The organism is Pelorhabdus sp. sgz311001, assembly GCF_055901755.1.
Genome location: NZ_JBVXUT010000004.1, coordinates 209,331 through 227,387 on the forward strand (window position 1 = coordinate 209,331; position 18,057 = coordinate 227,387).

The window sequence follows — 18,057 nt, forward strand, 5'->3', positions numbered from 1 at the left end:
GATTTTTCCACCAGTGCATAATTTGCAAATAAACACAAAACAACTATGCGTATTGCACACTCTGACGACCATTTATTGCACAATTGCGAATTACTATTTTCGTCGGAATCGCAATTGTGCACACTAAAACTACACGGTATGTAAAAGGTACACAAAAAAGGAACTGCAGATCAGTTTCCCTTTCTGGCAGTTCCTCTCATAGAACTCTTTATTTAATTATTACATAAGCCACCTATTACTTTAATGCTCGTTTTATCAATGGCCCCGCCATACCTAAAAGCAATACGAGGATTCCAGCTATAGAACACAAACTATTACTAGACTGACCACCGTAATACAACATAGGAAAGGCTATAACAAGAAGGATCGGTAAATACACTACCAACTGCTGCACTGCTATCACCACCCCAATTGATAAGATACAAAAATAATCACGCCAAAGATCCCACATAACAACATGGCTCTTAGTAAAAACGCATTAATAACATCGCCCTCTTTACCAAGAATACCAGCTGCCGTTGTACCAAGCAGGACCTTACTCGGAGCAATAATGCTACCAATCGAACCACCAACCGTTTGCACTGCCAACAGTTGGGCCTTATCTACATGTAACATTCTTCCCACTTGCTCCTGAAAACTACCGAAAAGAATATTCGATGACAAATTACTACTGGTCATAAAGGTACCAAGCAATCCAATAAACGGCGAAAGAATTGGATATGCTCCGCCAGTTACGGCAGCAACCCCTTGCGCCAATACGGTTGTCTGTCCTGTCTCATCCATGACTTTCGACATAGCAATCAGACCAATGACGGCAATGGCAGAAGGTATCGTTTTCTTTAAAGCATTCGTCGTAATCCGTTGTAATCCGCCACTTTTTATATATCCGACACTTTGATAGGTGCCGTAGCCAACGACAGCAGCTAGTAATAAAAAGAATCCCGAATTCAACAAGGGCACCAGTGGTGCATAGGCTGCATAATCATGCGTTGCAAAGCCAAGCATCGTTGTTTTGCCAACGAAAGGCAACGATAGCTGCCACTGTCCAAACAAACTCTTAATCGAACTATTTAGTAGTACCACAACAGCTATAACTACTAAAAAAACATACGGAATAAAAGCTTGTTTAATGCTCATAGCATGAGTAGACAAACTATCTTCGCGCCGTTGCTCAATCGGATCATGAAGTTCTACAGCCTGACGATAATAAGGGATTTTTCCAATGAAAAAAATTAACCCTAACGAAACAGATGCTACAACAAAATTAGAAAGCATTGGATTTAAGAGAGCCAACCACATTTGCCCGCCACTTTGGAAAAGTGCTAAGAGAATTACCATGACAGCATTTCGTTTAACGCCTTTATATCCACCTGCTAAACCAGCAATAACCAGCCCTGATATAACGTTAACAACGCCAAGCATCCCTGTAGTCCAGAGAATAGTATGTTTCAGAGTCACTGGGTCGCTTAAATCCACTTGACTGACAAGACCATCCCAAGCAATTCCCAGTGTACCAAAGGTATTCCCCCAAGCCTGTCCTAGTAGGGTAATGAGTACTGCGGTGATCGGCCTTACACCCATACCAATCAGCAGCGGAGCACACACTACAACAGGAACACCAAAACCTGTAATACCTTGCAAAAACCCAACAAAAATCCAGCCTACAGCGAGAACTTGCAAAACTTTGTCGGGCGTAAAAGTTTGCATTCCTTCCCGAATAACAATAAAAGCTCCCGACTCGCGAGAAACCTCATAAATAAGCAATGCGGGAAATACCACCATAATGATCGCAATGGAATACCACATTCCCTTGGCAACAGCCAGGGCAAGCATATCCATTCCACCACCAAATACAAAAAAACCAATCAGTATGGAAATAATTAATCCACCTGATGCTGCCTCATCGCCACCCCATTTACATTTCAATAACAGAAATAGCAAAAATGCAATCGGCAAAGCAGCGGCAAACCATTGTATCGCACTATTTGACATCATACATGACCTACTCTACTTAGTTTTTAGCAAACGCTATGAACACTTGATTCAATTCCAAAATGAAGAACAACATTTCATGTTCACATATATATTATATCGTATAATATATCACCTGCCTTAGTTCAATTATATAGAATTTTCGAACTTCACGTATAGTGCATCGGTACCAAATAAATAAACCGCTCCTATGCACTATGCATAATAAGTGCCACCATCTCGATATTGGAGCGGTGGCATTTATTATGTATGATTCACTTTCATAACTTATGAATTTGAACCTTATTTCTTATAAGCTAACTCATACAAAGCTCCCACTAACGCCTTAACGCCTTCTCCCAAATCTCGCGGATCAGTATATTCTAATGGAGAATGACTAATCCCTTTATGGCTTGGCACAAACAACATTGCCGTAGGTACAAAAGTTGCGATAATCTGTGAATCATGCCCTGCCCCGCTATGCATCATTTTATAGTTAAGCCCCGCATTTTCACAGTGTTCTTTTAAGACTTTTACGATTTTTACATCCATAGGAACAGGAGCAGCATCCATCCACATATCAATATGGATACCAACGCCCGTTTTTTGAGCAATTTCTTTTATCTTAGTAGTTATTTCTTCCGTAAAAGCAACTAGTACGTCTTTATGGGTATGACGAGTATCTAATGTAAATAAAGCTTTACCTGGCACAACGTTTACAATATTAGGGGTTATTTCTACTTTCCCAACAGTAGCTACTAAAGGATCTCCATATTGATTGGCCGTATCAATAATCGAACAAATCATGCTACTTGCTGCATACCCAGCATCGCGTCGATAGCCCATTGGCGTTGTTCCGGCATGATTTGCTTCACCGGTAACTTCAATGGTAAAACGGCGTTGCCCAACAATATGCTCGACAATACCTACGGATTTTTGTTCGCGCTCCAGTACGCCGCCTTGTTCCACATGGACTTCTAAAAAGGCCTTTAAATCATTACGAACTGGCGTAGTTGCTTCTCTAAAAGCAAAACCGGCTTTTCTCATAGCCTCAGTAAAAGGAATCCCTTCAAAATCCACCATAGCTTCTACATCTTCTCGTTTACCAAGACCAAATATGTTTTTCACTCCCCAAAACACATAAGGAAAGCGACTACCTTCTTCTTCAGCCATTGATACCACTTCGATATTACGCAAGGGAGCGCCATAAGTTTCCTTTAAATATTTAAGAGCAATGATGCCAGCGATGATGCCGAATTGCCCGTCATAGAGACCGCCATTTTTTACAGTGTCAACATGGGAACCGGTTAAAATCGTTTCATCTTTATATAAAGTACCTTCCAATCTGCCAAATAAATTACCTACCTCATCATATTTGGCAATCAAACCTTCCTCGTTCATAAGCTTTGCCAATGCATTCTGTGCATCTACCCACTCGGGTTTATAAAGGAAACGAGACACTCCGCCATTTGGGTCTTTGCCGAATTCTCCTAGCCATTGCAATAGTTTCTCTGTTTCTTTACCAAAATCAAACCCCTTCATGTTTTACCTCCCTCAATACACTCTATTTTTCTTCATTTTACTGAATAGCTTGGCTATATACGTCTCAAAATTGACCATCTTTCACTTCTATTAGAATGTTCTATTTAAAACATTTACAAGAACATCTAATTTTTTTCAGAAGACAGCTTCAAGTTCACATGGTACTATCAAGTATTTTTTACTCATTTTCATCTAAATACTACGTCCCAATTATACTGAATATTTGATCTTTCATCCAGTGCAGCAATCGTAAAGAAGCAACGGATAAATGTGCAATATGCACATTTATCTATTACTTCAGAAATAAAACTACAATTAACAAGGAAGTTATAACTGTTTAGCGAATTTACTCTTCAATAATAGTTAAATCATGAAATTTATGCAAATTTGAGGAGAATGACTATGCACCTCACAATTAAAGATATTTTTCAATTTTTCCCAGATAAAACCTTATCTTTGGTGACTGGTTCTGCCGGCCTAGACAATATTATTCTATCTGTAAATATAATGGATGCTCCTGATATCTGGAATTGGGTAAAACCAAGTGATTTAATACTAACCACTGCCTACACCATCAAAGACGATCTAGTTTTACAGGAACGTCTCATCAAAGAACTTTCTGCCTCTGGCTGTGCTGGTCTCGGAATCAAAACAAAGCGATTTCTGCCCGAAATTCCCCCTTTAATGATCGAATTAGCAAAAAAGCTGAATTTCCCCATTATTGAACTTCCCCTGCAGCTATCACTCGCAGAAATTAGCAATCCGATTATTAATAGCATCGCAGCACGACAATCCTATTTATTACATCGTTCCAATGAAATTCATAAGACATTAACAACGGTGGCTATTAAAGGTGGCGGCTTACATTCTATCATTACCTGTTTAGGTGAGCTTACCAACTGCCCAGTTGGCTGCTATAGTAATAACGGCTTGCTTCTTAGTTATTGGTTTCCAGAAACAATGCCCGGAGTAAGCGCCAAAGCGAACCTTCAACTAAACCTTCTTATCACCAAAAAGACGATTTTAAATGACTACTCGCAAGAAATTTTAGCACAACCTAAAGTTCCCCACACTAAATGGTTACTTATTGAAGATCATAAATTTCTCGTAATTTCTCTGGCCATCATGTCTAACAATGAGTACTTTGGTCATATCTCTATATTCCAATCTACTACAACCTTCCTAGACATAAATCAGATGGCCTTAGAACATACCTGTACAGTAGCAACACTCGATTTCTTGAAACAAAAAGCAATCGCTGAAAGTCACCGACTTTATTCGCGAGATATGCTAGAACATATTCTCTTTGGCGACCTAAGCAACCAAAACACAACTGAAATCATCTCTAAATTTGAACTAATGCAGGGAAATTTCTTTGAGTGCTCAATTATCGAATTGGATGAAAACGATCAAGAAACAAATATTGCTGCTATCTCGGCTCGCCTCTATAAAACAACCCAACAAGTTGTTACAGAAAAATATCCCTTATCACTCATCTCGGAACAAGCGGGCAAAGTAATAGCCCTTGTCGCATCGACCAGACCATTAAGTACACAGGAATCAGATCTATATAACAAACTACAAACGGCTTTTACCTACATGTTCCCAACCTTAAAAATTTCCATTGGCATTGGCACACTCGCTTCGGATATCAATTCCGTTCGTCAGAGCTATTATAATGCCCTATCGTGTCTACAATTCGGCCGGACTTTAAAAGGAAATGGCCATGTTACTTCTCCCCACGAAGTGGCCAGCTATGCCTTGTTAGCGAATTCTGACACTTCTTCCATGCTTACTTATGTTTGTAATTCCATACTTTCCAAATTAGAAAATGCTGATACTCATCATAAAACGGAACTATTAACAACCTTAGAAAAATATCTTGAATGTGATAAAGTCCTAACCGATACAGCAAAGGAATTATACATTCACAGAAACACGCTGACCAATCGCCTCGAAAAAATCACTGACATCACCGGCTTAGATTTCGGTAACAAGGAGCTACTATTCAATTTACGCCTATCTTTCCGCCAGAAAAAAATCTTGAATGCCAAAAATAATTTCTTTAAAGCCTCCGAATAAAAATCTATCATTAAATAATGCAAAAATCAAAGGGTACACAAAAATAACGATTATTTTTGTGTACCCTTGTTTACTGTAACACTATACATATTTTATTGCTCTAGCAGCTATACATAGACCGAACTTACTTTCCAGCCTGTTTATACACTTTCAAAGCAGCTTGGACGGCACTGCCTACCTGAATCTTGGCTCCATGCCAAATTAAAGTGGCTTCTAAAGCCCCCAGAACATGTAAAATATTTTTCTTACGACAACTATATCCCATCGTTCCAATGCGCCAGATCTTTCCTTTTAACGGACCAAAGGAGCTAGCAATTTCTATTTGGAACTCTTCTAAAAGCATGGACCGAACGACTTCCCCATCAATTCCCGCAGGAATCGAAACAGAAGTAACAACTGGTACTTTACAGCTTGGATCGCCATATAACTGAAGTCCCATAGCACTAAGCCCTTCTGTTAAAGCTGCTTCATGCAGTTTATGCCGTGCAAAGCGAGCTTCAAGCCCTTCTTCTAAAACAATCCGTAAGCCTTCCCGCAATGCATAGACCATGGTAGTTGCTTCCGTATGATGATTCAATCGTGCCGGACCCCAATAATCCATTAACTGGCTCAAATCGAAATAATTACTGCGAATCATACGTGACTGATTGGCTTTGTACATACTGGAATCAGCCAGCCCACGTTCAATCCTCTTGCGTTCTAGCAATACCGCTTCAACACGAGAGTTGAAAGTAATAGGCGCCATTCCCGATGGAACTGACAAACATTTTTGCGTACCGCCAATCGCTGCATCAATTTTCCACTCATCAACTTTTACATCGACACCGCCAATTGTTGCTACAACATCCACAACAAACAGTATATCAAGCTCACGACAAGCTTCGCCAATTTCTTTCAACGGTTGCATACAACCAGTGGAAGTTTCGCCGTGAACCATCGCTACAATCTTAGGCTTCACTCGGCGAATTTCTGCAATCACTGTTTCAGGGTCAAAAACAGTACCCCACTCAGTTTCTAAATTGACAACTTCAGCACCATAGCGCTCGGCGATTTCTGTTAACAAGTGACCAAATCTACCATAGATGGGAATTAGGACAGAGTCACCTGTTTCAATTAGACTGCTTAGTACTGCTTCAATCCCGGCTCGTGAAGTTCCGTCTATTGGAAATGCCCATTTGTTTTTTGTTTGAAAAAGTTCTCTTAGCATTTCCATAGTCTCATTCATGATCTGAGTGAATTCCGGATCAAATTGTCCCAGTATGGGCGTTCCCATTGCTCTGAGCACTCTAGGCTCTGCTTCAACTGGTCCTGGCGTCATAATTGTACGCAATGAAGTATTCAGTTCTTTGTACATAGTATCAGTTTCTCCTTTACGAATCCGTCAAATTGAATTTATAATCTTCTATTTATTCCTCCATAAAAGAACTTGCTGTTATCATTATAATAAATTTTCCCAATAGAATCATTGGTTATTTTGAACATTTTAACTGCCGTTTTCTGTGCAAAATGAACTTCCTGACTTATATATTCCTTTTATAAAAGCAAAATCCTACCTTTTCTCAATGATTAATAAATTGTAGACTGATGTAAATACAGTTGTTAGAGTTTATCCTCTTATTATAACTTCACGCAAAATGCACCATGCACTCGATTGGCATTGCGATACTGATTCGGCGTCATTTCAACCGTCTGCTTAAAGATCCGAATAAAATAACTCGCATCTTTGTAGCCAATAGCTGTAGCAATTCGCACAGTCGTATCATTAGAATTTCGCAACATCTTCTTAGCTGTTTCGATTCTTACTTTTGTCAAAAAATCAACAAAATTATAGCCTCGTTCTTGTTTAAATAAGCGGCAAAAATAAGAAGGACTTAAATGAACTACTTGTGATACTTCTTCCAGTGAAATATTTTTAGAATAATTCTTAATGATATATTGGCAAGCCTGCTCAATGGCATACCGATTCATCGTCCCTTTATACTCTTTCATACGACTCATAATCCGATAAAAAACACGGCTTATCCAGGATATAATCATTTTTTCATCATAACAGGCCTGCAGATCTTCCAAACAGGCACAATCAAGAAGAGTGATCTGTTCAAACTCTGCTCCCCCTTCAATAGCCGCGCGCGATGCAACAATAACTAGCTCAAGCAGACACATTTTTATAAGCTCTAAATGGATAGGTTGAGAAAGGATTTCTTTCAGTAATATCGCGAGGATTTCCTGCCCTTTTTCCCATTCACCGCAACGAATGTGTTCCAAAAGCATACTTTCATAGCGAAAAGGATACTGAATTGCATTTTCTGAAAGTGACAAAGTTTTTGTTGTTTTAATAGATGCTACTTGTCTGGTTAAACTAGCATGAAGCCATTCATACCCATAAATTCGTTTTTTTCTTTGCTTTACTTGTTCGCGAGCCTCTTTAATCAGTGGAAGAACATCGGCAGCACATCCTGGTTTTGGCACATGCCTTAGAAAATTTCTTTTCCTGACTAGACTTTTAGTAAAAAAAGTATCGCAGGCCGCAAAAATAACGAACCAGAGCTCCGGACAAAGCGAAATGATCTTTTTCACAGTCTGATTCGCTTCTAAAGTTAAGGTTTGTATGTCAAGCAGAACAATATCAGGTCTGTACTTTAAAACAAGCTCACAGGCTAAAACTTCATCACCAACTTCCGCTATAACTTCTATATGGGGATTATACATTTCAATCATTTGTTTCATAAATTCTTTTTCGATTTTTTCATCAGCAATAAGCAGCAAGGTTTCCATTGTATACTCTCCTAAGCTTATCATGTAAGTACTCAACGATCTGAAAAAAGCCCAACGTAGCATTATTACTATACGTTGGGCTTAGAATAAAAAGCGATTTCCAATTATCTGAATAACCCCGTTGTTCAAAGAGGGGACTTTTTACTTTTTACAGCCTCCAATGCTATTTTTACAGCTGATAGTTCACCTAAAACGGCAATCAAGGTAATATGCTGCGGACAAGATCCTGCAATCTCTGAAACAATCACATTAGCAGCTTTTTCGGCAATATCAGCAGCTGCAATAATTGGTGCAACAGGGCCTTGAATAAGGCCAACTGCCTCTGCCGGTTTGTCGGCCAGTAAATTAGCAGCTATCTTATCGCAGGCTTTTCGCTGTAAAATAGCGAGAGCGCTCTTTGAAGGACGACTGATTAGCTCATAGGTTAACAGAAGCGTTCACTCCCTGTGGGTTTCATCCGCCAATTTGACAATTCAATCCCGAATATTTGGCAACCTCCAACAGTTCCTCCATCATGACTGGTTGCAGGGGCTCTATACCAGAAAAGGCATAGTTTTTTCCTAGACCATTATATTTGCTTTCCCCTAAACGATGATACGGAAGCAGATGTAACTGCTTAACCCCTGGAATCGTGGCAGCATACAAAGCGATTCTTGAAATTTCATCTTTTGTACTGTTAAAGCCCGGCACAACGGGAACACGAATCACGATACTCGTTCCAGAAAGACCAATCTTACGAAGATTTTCCAGTATCATATCATTAGGCCGCCCGGTATATTGGAGATGTTTTAAGCCATCAACATGCTTCAAATCACACATAGCCAAGTCAATCCATGGCAGCAACTCGCGAATCACCTCAAATGAGGCAAATGCAGTTGTTTCTATCGCCGTGTGGATACTTTCGGCTTTACAGGCCTGCAAAAATTGCTTAGCAAACTGTGGCTGAAACAAAACTTCGCCACCAGAAAGTGTCACACCACCGCCGGAACGGCGATAATAAATCATATCCTTGCGAATCACTTGCATGAGCTCTTCCACCGTATATTCTCGGCCAATTACTTTCTCCACACCCTGAACCATCATAGTCTGAGGCTCTCGTTGAATATTTTCGGGGTTACAACACCATTGGCAGGAAAGAGGACATCCTTTGAAAAATACCAGTGTTCTGATTCCTGGACCATCATGGACAGAAAATCTCTGAATATCAGAAATAATTCCTTTTCCACTATATATTGTCTCCATAAAAGCCTCCGCTCAATTGCCTTTAACAGAAAAATTACAGCTATTAAAACATCTGCTCGGTACGACTGATAATATCATCTTGCAGACTTTTATCAAGTGACACAAAGTGTGCGCTATAGCCAGCAACGCGTACTACGAGATTCTTATACTGATCCGGGTTCTTTTGGGCATCAAGCAAAGTTTCCCGACCAACAACATTGTATTGAACATGCATTCCTTTTTGGTCAAAATAGCCTCGAACAAGAGCGGCGAGTTTTTCTAAACCTTCTCGTCCACTAAGAGCTGATGGATGGAATTTTTGGTTAAACAACGTACCATTTGAGGCAATAGCGTGATCAAGAGCCGCAACCGAGTTTGCCGCAGCAGTCGGACCATTCGTATCACGGCCAGACACAGGGGAAACACCATCGGCTAGAGCTTCCCCTTTTTTTCTGCCATCAGGCGTAGCGCCTGTCTGTGATCCCATCGGAACATTGGCCGATACAGGATACAGCCCCGGTTGGAAAAGACCGCCACGAGGATTTTTATATTTTTCGACTTCACGGCAATATACGCTGGCGGCATACCGCGCCATTTCATCGGCTTCTGCTATATCATTACCGAATTTAGGAACCGATTCAATAGCCTGTAATAAACTGTCATAGCCGCCAACAGCAGTACTAGTTGCTATTACGCCATTTTTCATTAAAGCCTGCAGCTTATTAAGTTGTTCGACTGTAATGGTTTTGCCTTCAGTCAACATCCGCCGTACCACTTCTTCAATAACCTCATTGGGAATTGCAGTAGTAACACTTCCGCCAAAATTATGTTCAACTGCTTCTTTGATTTGAGCCAAAGTAAAGGTTTTACGATCAAATACCAATTCTTCAATTGTTTTGAGTGAATCACCCACATTTGCTACACCAACACCTTGCGGGCCAGTAAAGTTATAATGAGCTCCTCCCTCCTGAATGGATTTACCGCGTTGAATGCAGTCATCGACCATAGATGAAACAAAAGGTAATGGTGCTCTTTCCGCATGAGCAATATCAACAGAGTTATCGGCATTTATTAAAAGACTAACGCAATAGGCCATTTGCTTGCTATAAGCAGTTTTCAATTCTTCAAAAGAAGCAAAGGACGTAAACTCACCCGTTTTCGGTCCAACTTGAACACCGTCAAGCATACCATTATAAATAACCAATTCCAAAACTTTGGCAATGTTGAAAAATGCTGCATCATGCCAGCCTTCTGTCTTACCGCCTTTTTGCGGCTCAACACAACCGATAATCCCATAATCACGAGCATCTTCCAGCGTTAAGCCACGATTTACTAATGCAGGAATAATTACTTCATCATTATAGTAAGCAGGCATACCTAAGCCAAGACGCGATACTTCTGCTGCTTTAATTAAAAATTCATTAGGTGATTTATTCCAGACGCGAATCGAAATAGAAGGCTGCGGCAATTTCGTATGAGCGCTAGCTTCTAGGCAAGCAATCGTAAGTTCATTCGTAACATCGATTCCTTCGGAATTTTGTCCGCCTACAATCAAATTCTGGAACATGGGGTACCCGCCGAAAGCCTTGGTCGAATCAGCATCTCTGACTTTATTTACATCATTAAATTTAACCCACAGGCAATCAAGTATTTCCTGGGCGCTTTCGCGTGTCAAACGTCCACTTAAAATATCGGTTTGATAATAAGGATACATATATTGGTCAAAACGCATCGGCGAAATCGAATGGCCATTGGATTCAATTTGAATAATAGCCTGCACAAACCAAAACGCTTGTACCGCTTCATAAAAATTACTAGCGGGATTAGCTGGGACTTTGCGACAATTCGCTGCAATGGCGCGTAATTCCAATTCTCGTTTACTATTTTTCGGTTCATTGGCAGCAAGTTGTTCCGCCAATTGAGCAAAACGATTAGCAAAACGAATCGTTGCCTTTGATGTAATCATTACGCTTTCTAAAAACTGTCTTTTCTTAATAAAATCAGGGCAAGTCTGATCCGCACTGGCTAGAGCCGCTTCTGCTTCCTGCAGAATTCCATTAAAGCCTTTTTCCAATACTTTTTTGTAATCAACACTAATATGACCTACGCCATTAAAATAGTAGTTACCAACAGTAAAAACGCCGCGCCCCATAGCTTCCTTTGTTTCCGGATACATATATTCAGTAGCTAATTCGTTAACCGTTTTTCCATCCCAATAAGGAAGCACTTGTGAGAGCTTTTGTTTCACCTCATCACTAATTGTAAAAACATCGCCAGTCCGTTTCGCCAAAGTTTCAAACTCGCCCATGATCCATTTATAGGAAAACTCTGGAAAGATCTGCGTGGAACGTGGCGCCGTCGTCAAATTGCCTACGACGAGTTCATCATTACGGATCACAATTGTCATGTTATCTAAAATATGTTCTACGGCTTTAGCGCGACGTAATACAATCGGTAAAGCCTTAGTTTTTTCATAAGACTCGGTAATAAGACTGGCCCGCTCTGCCTCTACGGCCGGCGGATTGGCATACAATGCGTCAATAAGCTTTTGAATCCTGGGGCTTGTTGGTACCGTAGAAATATCGAATACTTTACTCATGCTAAAAACCTCCTATTATTTTAGTGGTTGCCATATACACGATAAAACAACTGTTCCAAATCACCGATTGTCGGCTGAACTGGATTCGTTGCTGTACATTTATCAGCAAGTGCAGTTTGACACAACACTGCCATTTTTTCCTTAAATGCACCATGATCTACTTTCAGCTCGCTTAACGTACCTGGAATACCCGTGTTTTTAAGAAGGGTATGAACTGCTAACAGTAAAATCTGTACGCCTTCCTCTACAGTGGCCGGAGAAAATCCAATCAGGCGGGCCAAACGGCTGTATCGCTTAGCCGTTTCCTGATCTGAGGAATTATACTCGAGAATCAAAGGCAATAACATTGCATTAGCTCGTCCATGGGGAATATGGAAAGCTCCGCCCAAGGTATGCGCCATAGAATGGTTAATTCCTAAAGAAGCATTAGTAAAGGCAATACCAGCTATACAGGAGGCATCATGCATACTCATCCTTGCTTCTTTATCTTTTCCGTCCTTTACCGCACGAGGCAGATAGGAGAAAACCAAAGAAACTGCTTTTTCAGCTAGGGCATCGGAATAATTTGACGCCCTTGTTGATACATAGGCTTCAATGGCATGAGTCAAAACATCAACACCGGTATCAGCGGTAACTATCGACGGAACCGATTCGGTAAAAGCAGCGTCAATAATAGCAATATCGGGTAATAGCGTGTCATCTACAATGGGAATCTTTTTCCCATCCATAGTAATAACCGAGAAATTTGTCACTTCCGAACCAGTCCCACTTGTTGTCGGAATCGCAATAAAGGTCATTTTTTTCTGTTCATGCTTCATCGATCCTGTGCAATATAAAATACTTTTAGCAGCATCAATCGTTGATCCGCCCCCAAAGGCAATAACCAAATCAGGCATCCATGACAAAAAAGCTTTTACGCCTGCTGAAACCAAGGCGGTATCGGGATCGGGATAAATATCAGAAAAGATATGATAGGATTCTTGGTCTCGCAATTGCCCGAGAAGCTGCTGTAGCATAGCACTTGATTTCATGAAAGGATCTGTAATAATCAGAGCCCGCTCGTAGGAAATCGTGCTAATCACATTCGCAGCATTGATCCCATAATGAATAGCTGGTTTTAACTGAAAAGTACTCTGCTTCATAAAATTCGCACCTCATTCGAACTCAATGCGGTCAACAATGCCAACAATAGACATGTCGCCTACCATACGGCAATCATTATCAACACTTCCGCCCCAGTCCACCAGAACACAATCCCCTACACCAGCGCCTACACTATCTACCGCAACGTATAATGGTTCATTGTCAACAGTATTCTGGTCTGTATCTATGGCTCTAATAACCAATAATTTGCCGCCTACTAATTTATCAATCTTTTGTGTCGCAACAACCTTCGCAATCACTTTAGCTAAATGCACACCTTACACATCCTTTATCGCGTGCCATTTAAAATATTTCTTACAATTGCTTCAATATCAAAAGGATCCGCTATAGGTTCTTGTGGAGCGGGTACATCTGTTGTCAGATCAGCCAGTTCGCAACTTCCATAAGCCACTCGGCGAATATTGATGAGATTCATCGGATTGACATTATCAGAGGTTGAACTTCCGCCTACAGCGCCACACCCTAAGGTTAAGGCTGGCGACAACTGCGTCGTTGCACCGATACCGCCCAAGGCGGCAGCAGTATTCACAAGTAAACGAGATACATTTTTCTTAAGAGCAAACTCACGAATAATTGCTTCGTTTTGTGAATGAATTGTCATCGTATGCCCTTTGCCTTCATTATTCAAAATTTCAAGACAACGCAAGCAAGCTTGTTCCCAATCAGCCTCTGTATAAAAAGCCAGTACAGTTGTCAATTTTTCACGGCTATAAGGGTTATTATGGGAAACCGTATTTTGATAAGAAACTAAAACTTTCGCATCAGCAGGAACTGAAATACCCGCAAGAATTGCCAACTCCTGGGCGTTTTTCCCAACGATTACCGGATTCATCGTCTTATTCGGTCGCAATAATAGCCTTCCTAATTTTTCTGAATCAGCTTCATTCAGAAAATAGAATCCTTGGCGCTGCATTTCAGCCACAACAGTCTCTTTCATACACTCTTCAACTACAACAGACTGCTCCGACGCACAAATAACGCCATTATCAAACGTTTTACTTTCCAGAATCTGTCTAACAGCTTTTGGTACATCAGCAGAACGTTCGATAAATGCCGGGCCATTACCAGGTCCAACGCCAATCGCTGGTGTTCCTGAGCTATAGGCTGCACGTACCATCGCTTCGCCGCCTGTAGCTAAGATAAGATCCACGTCCTTGTGGGTCATTAATTCGTGCGTCCCTTCCATCGTAGGAACATCAAGACAATTTATAAGCCCATCAGGCGCACCAGTTCGCATCGCCGCCGCCTGTAAAATCCGGACAGTTTCACGAATACACGCTACTGCGCTAGGATGAGGTGAAAAAATAATAGAGTTTCCTGCTTTAATAGCGATTAAAGCTTTGAAAATAACAGTAGACGTAGGATTCGTCGATGGAATTAATCCCGCAATAACTCCAACAGGAACTCCGACTTCCATAATCTTTCTGATCGGGTCATCGCAAAGAATACCAACGGTTTTCATGTTTTTAATGGATTCATAAACCGTTTTTGCGGCAAAAGTATTCTTAATGACTTTATCCTGCCACTTACCAAAACCAGTTTCTTCTTTTGCCATTTTAGCCAATGGAACAGCATTCTCCAAAGCTGTCTGACACATAGCGGCAACGACTGCATCGATCCGCTCCTGGGAAAATTCCCGGAATTGTTCCTGCGCTCGTTTTGCTAGACTTACCTTATTTCTCACTTCTTGTATACTCTGAAGATCTTTATCAAACTGATTCATTGTCCTGACCTCACTATCTGGATTTTACTACCGCTACTCATAGCGTAGTATCATATGCTGCTTAGTAATATACTCCTGAGCCAAAGGTGTAATCACAACTCTGCCGCTGATCGTAATACCTGTACCTTTCGGAAGATGCTGCAATTCCCGACAGGTAATCACTGTACCATTGCCGAAATATACGTCTCCAGTCTGACAACTTTCTGCTTTTGAAAGTAAAGAATCTCCAAATACACCGGGATATAAAGTCCGTTTCATTGTATCCGAAAACTCTGCGCTATCAACAAGTATTGCGCCTAATTCAATTAAGTTCTGTTCATACTGCAACAGCATTTTATTATAGCGACTGTTGGCGGCATATCCCTTGTTTCGTGTATGTTCACTATCGGGATGATAGTTTTCCCGCACTCCAACAATGGGAATACAGCGCATAAGCGCCATGGCAATTCCATTTGTCACAAGACTATCTTGAATACCTAAAGAAGCTTTGATCATTGTATTTCGTGTCAAAACAGGTACTACCACGAGATCCGCATTGGTTAAAAAAGCTCGCATAGCCTCGTCATGAAACAAAGTTCGAGCTTGAATTTTCTGCAGAAACTCATCATTGGCGATTCTTTGAAAAGCAGTTGAAAAAGCAATTTTTGCTTCAGTGGCCAATACTTGATCAACCAGCTTCAATAAAGCTTCCCCATCTGCTGCTCCGCCTGTAAATAAAATCAGTGTTTTCTTATTGAGAACAGGCAAAAGGCTTTGCATAATTTGTCTTACTAATTCGCCATCCATTACTTTGTCATCCAAGATTTCACATCCTCCGTAACCAAGATCGGCGTAGCTGATACTCTCGGTTCAGATAAAACCACAAATCGCTTTCCCCTGTTTATAAAATCTGTACCTTCATTCCATTTTTCAGGTCGGCAGCATTCGCTTCATCGGTATCTATATGCATTTCTAATACAGCAGTCGGGCTTACTCGTACCGCTACATTGTGAAAAGAACATTGTTGTTCTCCGCTGCTAATTACAGAAACGCACTGACCATCCGATAAATTAAGGCGCTTGGCATCACTTGGCGACATATGAATATGACGTTTAGCAATAATCACATTTTCTTTTAAAATGAGCGTTCCCACTGGTCCAATCACACAGATTGACGCAGCTCCCTTTAAAGCGCCTGAAATTCGAACAGGCGCTTTTATGCCTAAAGTAAACGCATCAGTGCGACTAATCTCTACTTGGCTTTCAGTCCGTACCGGTCCGAGAATACGCACATTAGTCAAGCACCCCTTAGGCCCGGCAATGCAAACCGTTTCCTTAGCGGCAAACTGCCCTGTTTGACTTAACGGTTTGAGCAGTGACAAAGCATAGTTACTGCCAAAGAGAACAGCAAGGTCCTGAGCACTTAAATGAATATGCCGATTCGAAACACCGATAGGAACCCCCTTATCCTGTTCAACATTTGTCAGACAGAATAAAATATCTGAAATCATTTGCTCGTTATGAAAGCTCATGACGAACCTCACTTTCTGTTCCTATGGATGCAAAAATCAAGCGCCTGTCGCTTTTGTATTTTTTCTTCTGCTAGAATTTTTTTTTGATACTTCTGGTTCCGTCACTGAAATAGGCTGTTCAGCAGTTTCCCGTTCCGCTGTTTCCGCTCTTTGGGAAAATACCTCTGGAGAAATCTCAGAAACAGTCTCTGTAACTGTCTCTATAGCAGTTTCCGGAGCAGCCTCTGGAATCATCGCTATTGCCGACTCACTCCCTGTTTCAATAACCGTTTCATTGCCTAGTGCGATTATGGGCTTCTCTGTGATTTGCTCCGATTCTCCCACCGCACCTTCCGATGAAGAATCAGTTCCCTTGACGCCGCAGCTCAACATAGGAGCGATGCCCAAAGCAGGTCGCGGCAAAACAAGAGTTGCAACAATCGTGCCTCCGATTTGAATAACCCGTGCCTTTGCAGCTTCTATGGCCGCTTTGACGGCGCCGACATCACCACAAAACTTTACGGTGATGAGGGCGCCAGTCGCATTTTCACTTCCAAGCAATTGAACATTTGCCGCTTTCATACCGGCATCAGCCGCTTCAATTGAAGCGACTCTGCCTACTACTTCCAGTAAACCAATTGCATTTCCATCCATAATCCATTACCCTCTTCCTGTACAATCGAATTACAGCACAGGTTTTGATAGCGATACAGGATTTTGTCCCATCCCGCGCAAAACACCAAGACCTACATCACGGGCGGCAAGAACGGACTGACGAACAGCTCCTGAATCACCGCTGAAAGTTACAATAATTTCATTGGAATAACAGGTCCCCACTGAAGGACTAGCGTAAGTCACCACATCGACATTTGCTGTTTTTAAAGCAATATCAGCCATAAGCAATCCAACAGCAGCTGGCGCTCCAACAGTAATTCCAAACGCTTTACCTACAGGCGCAGAAAAGGCTTTTGCCAAAGCATGGCTCGCTCTGGCGGTATAATGCAACTCAATATGACCTGCATCACAGCCATAGACATCGCCAAAGCCTCTTTCCAAACCGGCAAGTAGGATTTCTACCGCTCTTCTGGCATCAGAAACATCTTCAGCCGCAAAAATAATCGTACTGCCGTGGCCTGCGCCGCCTTTCGTATCACGACAAAATTCTACTGACACAACCTCAGTGTTCGTCGCTTTCACTGCTTCATCAGCTGCCATTACATGAGGAGCCCCACCCGTACGGGAACTTACAATTCCAATGGAACGATATTTGGGATCAAGCTTTATGCTCGCAAGAAGATGGCTATCTAAATTAGCAATAACCAGACCAACTGTATCTCCCATTCCAGTCCCAACAAACTCTGTAATATTAATGCTTTCAAGATTTACAGAACACTTTTTTTCTGTGGGATTCGCACTTTTAGTACTGTCCGAACTCCCCATTTTCTCCATAATCTGTTTTAAAAGTTCCGTATCCATTATTGGGTCCTCCTT

General features: G+C 41.3%; 16 protein-coding genes. 1 reads left to right on the top strand and 15 read right to left on the bottom strand.

Annotated elements, in window-relative coordinates; all coding sequences use genetic code 11:
• Positions 1-235: 235 nt before the first annotated feature.
• The 3 genes from AC0MXB_RS11985 to allC all read right to left on the bottom strand — a co-directional run bounded on the left by AC0MXB_RS11985 (position 236) and on the right by allC (position 3,513).
• Positions 236-394, bottom strand: coding sequence for a hypothetical protein (locus tag AC0MXB_RS11985; protein WP_474039921.1), 159 nt, complete (start codon positions 392-394; stop codon positions 236-238).
• Positions 395-399: 5 nt separating this feature from the next.
• On the bottom strand, positions 400-1,995 hold the full coding sequence (locus tag AC0MXB_RS11990; protein WP_474039922.1) for an L-lactate permease: 1,596 nt from the start codon (positions 1,993-1,995) through the stop codon (positions 400-402).
• A gap of 279 nt (positions 1,996-2,274) precedes the next feature.
• Positions 2,275-3,513: an allantoate deiminase gene (allC, locus tag AC0MXB_RS11995; protein ID WP_474039923.1), complete on the bottom strand. Its 1,239-nt coding sequence runs from the start codon at positions 3,511-3,513 to the stop codon at positions 2,275-2,277.
• A 402-nt stretch (positions 3,514-3,915) separates the two neighbouring features.
• Between allC and AC0MXB_RS12000 the strand changes: the two genes are divergently transcribed.
• Positions 3,916-5,595 carry a PucR family transcriptional regulator gene (locus AC0MXB_RS12000; protein ID WP_474039924.1) on the top strand — a complete coding sequence of 560 codons (1,680 nt, stop codon included), beginning with the start codon at positions 3,916-3,918 and terminating at the stop codon, positions 5,593-5,595.
• A 124-nt stretch (positions 5,596-5,719) separates the two neighbouring features.
• On the opposite strand, the gene AC0MXB_RS12005 is transcribed toward AC0MXB_RS12000, so the two are convergent.
• From AC0MXB_RS12005 to pduB, 12 genes are all read right to left on the bottom strand, one after another.
• Complete coding sequence (locus AC0MXB_RS12005) at positions 5,720-6,949, bottom strand: pyridoxal-phosphate-dependent aminotransferase family protein (protein ID WP_474039925.1); 1,230 nt, start codon at positions 6,947-6,949, stop codon at positions 5,720-5,722.
• Positions 6,950-7,212: 263 nt separating this feature from the next.
• Positions 7,213-8,370 (bottom strand): helix-turn-helix domain-containing protein, encoded by a 1,158-nt coding sequence (locus AC0MXB_RS12010; protein ID WP_474039926.1) that lies wholly within the window; start codon positions 8,368-8,370, stop codon positions 7,213-7,215.
• Between the two features lie 125 nt (positions 8,371-8,495).
• On the bottom strand, positions 8,496-8,801 hold the full coding sequence (locus AC0MXB_RS12015; protein ID WP_474040071.1) for a BMC domain-containing protein: 306 nt from the start codon (positions 8,799-8,801) through the stop codon (positions 8,496-8,498).
• A 22-nt stretch (positions 8,802-8,823) separates the two neighbouring features.
• The gene (locus tag AC0MXB_RS12020) at positions 8,824-9,612 is read right to left on the bottom strand and encodes a glycyl-radical enzyme activating protein (RefSeq protein ID WP_474039927.1); all 789 of its coding nucleotides are present in this window, start codon (positions 9,610-9,612) and stop codon (positions 8,824-8,826) included.
• Positions 9,613-9,655: 43 nt separating this feature from the next.
• Complete coding sequence (locus AC0MXB_RS12025) at positions 9,656-12,190, bottom strand: glycyl radical protein (RefSeq protein WP_474039928.1); 2,535 nt, start codon at positions 12,188-12,190, stop codon at positions 9,656-9,658.
• A gap of 20 nt (positions 12,191-12,210) precedes the next feature.
• Positions 12,211-13,332 carry a 1-propanol dehydrogenase PduQ gene (locus tag AC0MXB_RS12030; protein WP_474039929.1) on the bottom strand — a complete coding sequence of 374 codons (1,122 nt, stop codon included), beginning with the start codon at positions 13,330-13,332 and terminating at the stop codon, positions 12,211-12,213.
• Positions 13,333-13,344: 12 nt separating this feature from the next.
• Positions 13,345-13,608 (bottom strand): EutN/CcmL family microcompartment protein, encoded by a 264-nt coding sequence (locus AC0MXB_RS12035; RefSeq protein ID WP_474039930.1) that lies wholly within the window; start codon positions 13,606-13,608, stop codon positions 13,345-13,347.
• A gap of 14 nt (positions 13,609-13,622) precedes the next feature.
• Positions 13,623-15,077, bottom strand: a complete 1,455-nt coding sequence (locus AC0MXB_RS12040) for an acetaldehyde dehydrogenase (acetylating) (protein WP_474039931.1) — start codon at positions 15,075-15,077, stop codon at positions 13,623-13,625.
• A gap of 33 nt (positions 15,078-15,110) precedes the next feature.
• A complete protein-coding gene (locus AC0MXB_RS12045) occupies positions 15,111-15,878 on the bottom strand; it encodes a hypothetical protein (protein ID WP_474039932.1) in 768 nt (255 codons plus the stop codon).
• A 79-nt stretch (positions 15,879-15,957) separates the two neighbouring features.
• Positions 15,958-16,587 carry a phosphate propanoyltransferase gene (locus AC0MXB_RS12050; RefSeq protein WP_474039933.1) on the bottom strand — a complete coding sequence of 210 codons (630 nt, stop codon included), beginning with the start codon at positions 16,585-16,587 and terminating at the stop codon, positions 15,958-15,960.
• A 36-nt stretch (positions 16,588-16,623) separates the two neighbouring features.
• Positions 16,624-17,220: a BMC domain-containing protein gene (locus AC0MXB_RS12055; protein WP_474039934.1), complete on the bottom strand. Its 597-nt coding sequence runs from the start codon at positions 17,218-17,220 to the stop codon at positions 16,624-16,626.
• 30 nt (positions 17,221-17,250) lie between these two features.
• Positions 17,251-18,042, bottom strand: coding sequence for a propanediol utilization microcompartment protein PduB (gene pduB, locus AC0MXB_RS12060; protein WP_474039935.1), 792 nt, complete (start codon positions 18,040-18,042; stop codon positions 17,251-17,253).
• Positions 18,043-18,057: the final 15 nt, after the last annotated feature.

What these genes read in the sequence shown, in the direction of transcription:
- AC0MXB_RS11990 (WP_474039922.1), bottom strand. Translation starts at nt 1,995, where the DNA reads ATGATGTCAAATAGTGCGATACAATGGTTTGCCGCTGCTTTGCCGATT.
- allC (WP_474039923.1), bottom strand. Translation starts at nt 3,513, where the DNA reads ATGAAGGGGTTTGATTTTGGTAAAGAAACAGAGAAACTATTGCAATGG.
- AC0MXB_RS12000 (WP_474039924.1), top strand. Translation starts at nt 3,916, where the DNA reads ATGCACCTCACAATTAAAGATATTTTTCAATTTTTCCCAGATAAAACC.
- AC0MXB_RS12005 (WP_474039925.1), bottom strand. Translation starts at nt 6,949, where the DNA reads ATGTACAAAGAACTGAATACTTCATTGCGTACAATTATGACGCCAGGA.
- AC0MXB_RS12010 (WP_474039926.1), bottom strand. Translation starts at nt 8,370, where the DNA reads ATGGAAACCTTGCTGCTTATTGCTGATGAAAAAATCGAAAAAGAATTT.
- AC0MXB_RS12020 (WP_474039927.1), bottom strand. Translation starts at nt 9,612, where the DNA reads ATGGAGACAATATATAGTGGAAAAGGAATTATTTCTGATATTCAGAGA.
- AC0MXB_RS12025 (WP_474039928.1), bottom strand. Translation starts at nt 12,190, where the DNA reads ATGAGTAAAGTATTCGATATTTCTACGGTACCAACAAGCCCCAGGATT.
- AC0MXB_RS12030 (WP_474039929.1), bottom strand. Translation starts at nt 13,332, where the DNA reads ATGAAGCAGAGTACTTTTCAGTTAAAACCAGCTATTCATTATGGGATC.
- AC0MXB_RS12040 (WP_474039931.1), bottom strand. Translation starts at nt 15,077, where the DNA reads ATGAATCAGTTTGATAAAGATCTTCAGAGTATACAAGAAGTGAGAAAT.
- AC0MXB_RS12050 (WP_474039933.1), bottom strand. Translation starts at nt 16,587, where the DNA reads ATGAGCTTTCATAACGAGCAAATGATTTCAGATATTTTATTCTGTCTG.
- AC0MXB_RS12055 (WP_474039934.1), bottom strand. Translation starts at nt 17,220, where the DNA reads ATGGATGGAAATGCAATTGGTTTACTGGAAGTAGTAGGCAGAGTCGCT.
- pduB (WP_474039935.1), bottom strand. Translation starts at nt 18,042, where the DNA reads ATGGATACGGAACTTTTAAAACAGATTATGGAGAAAATGGGGAGTTCG.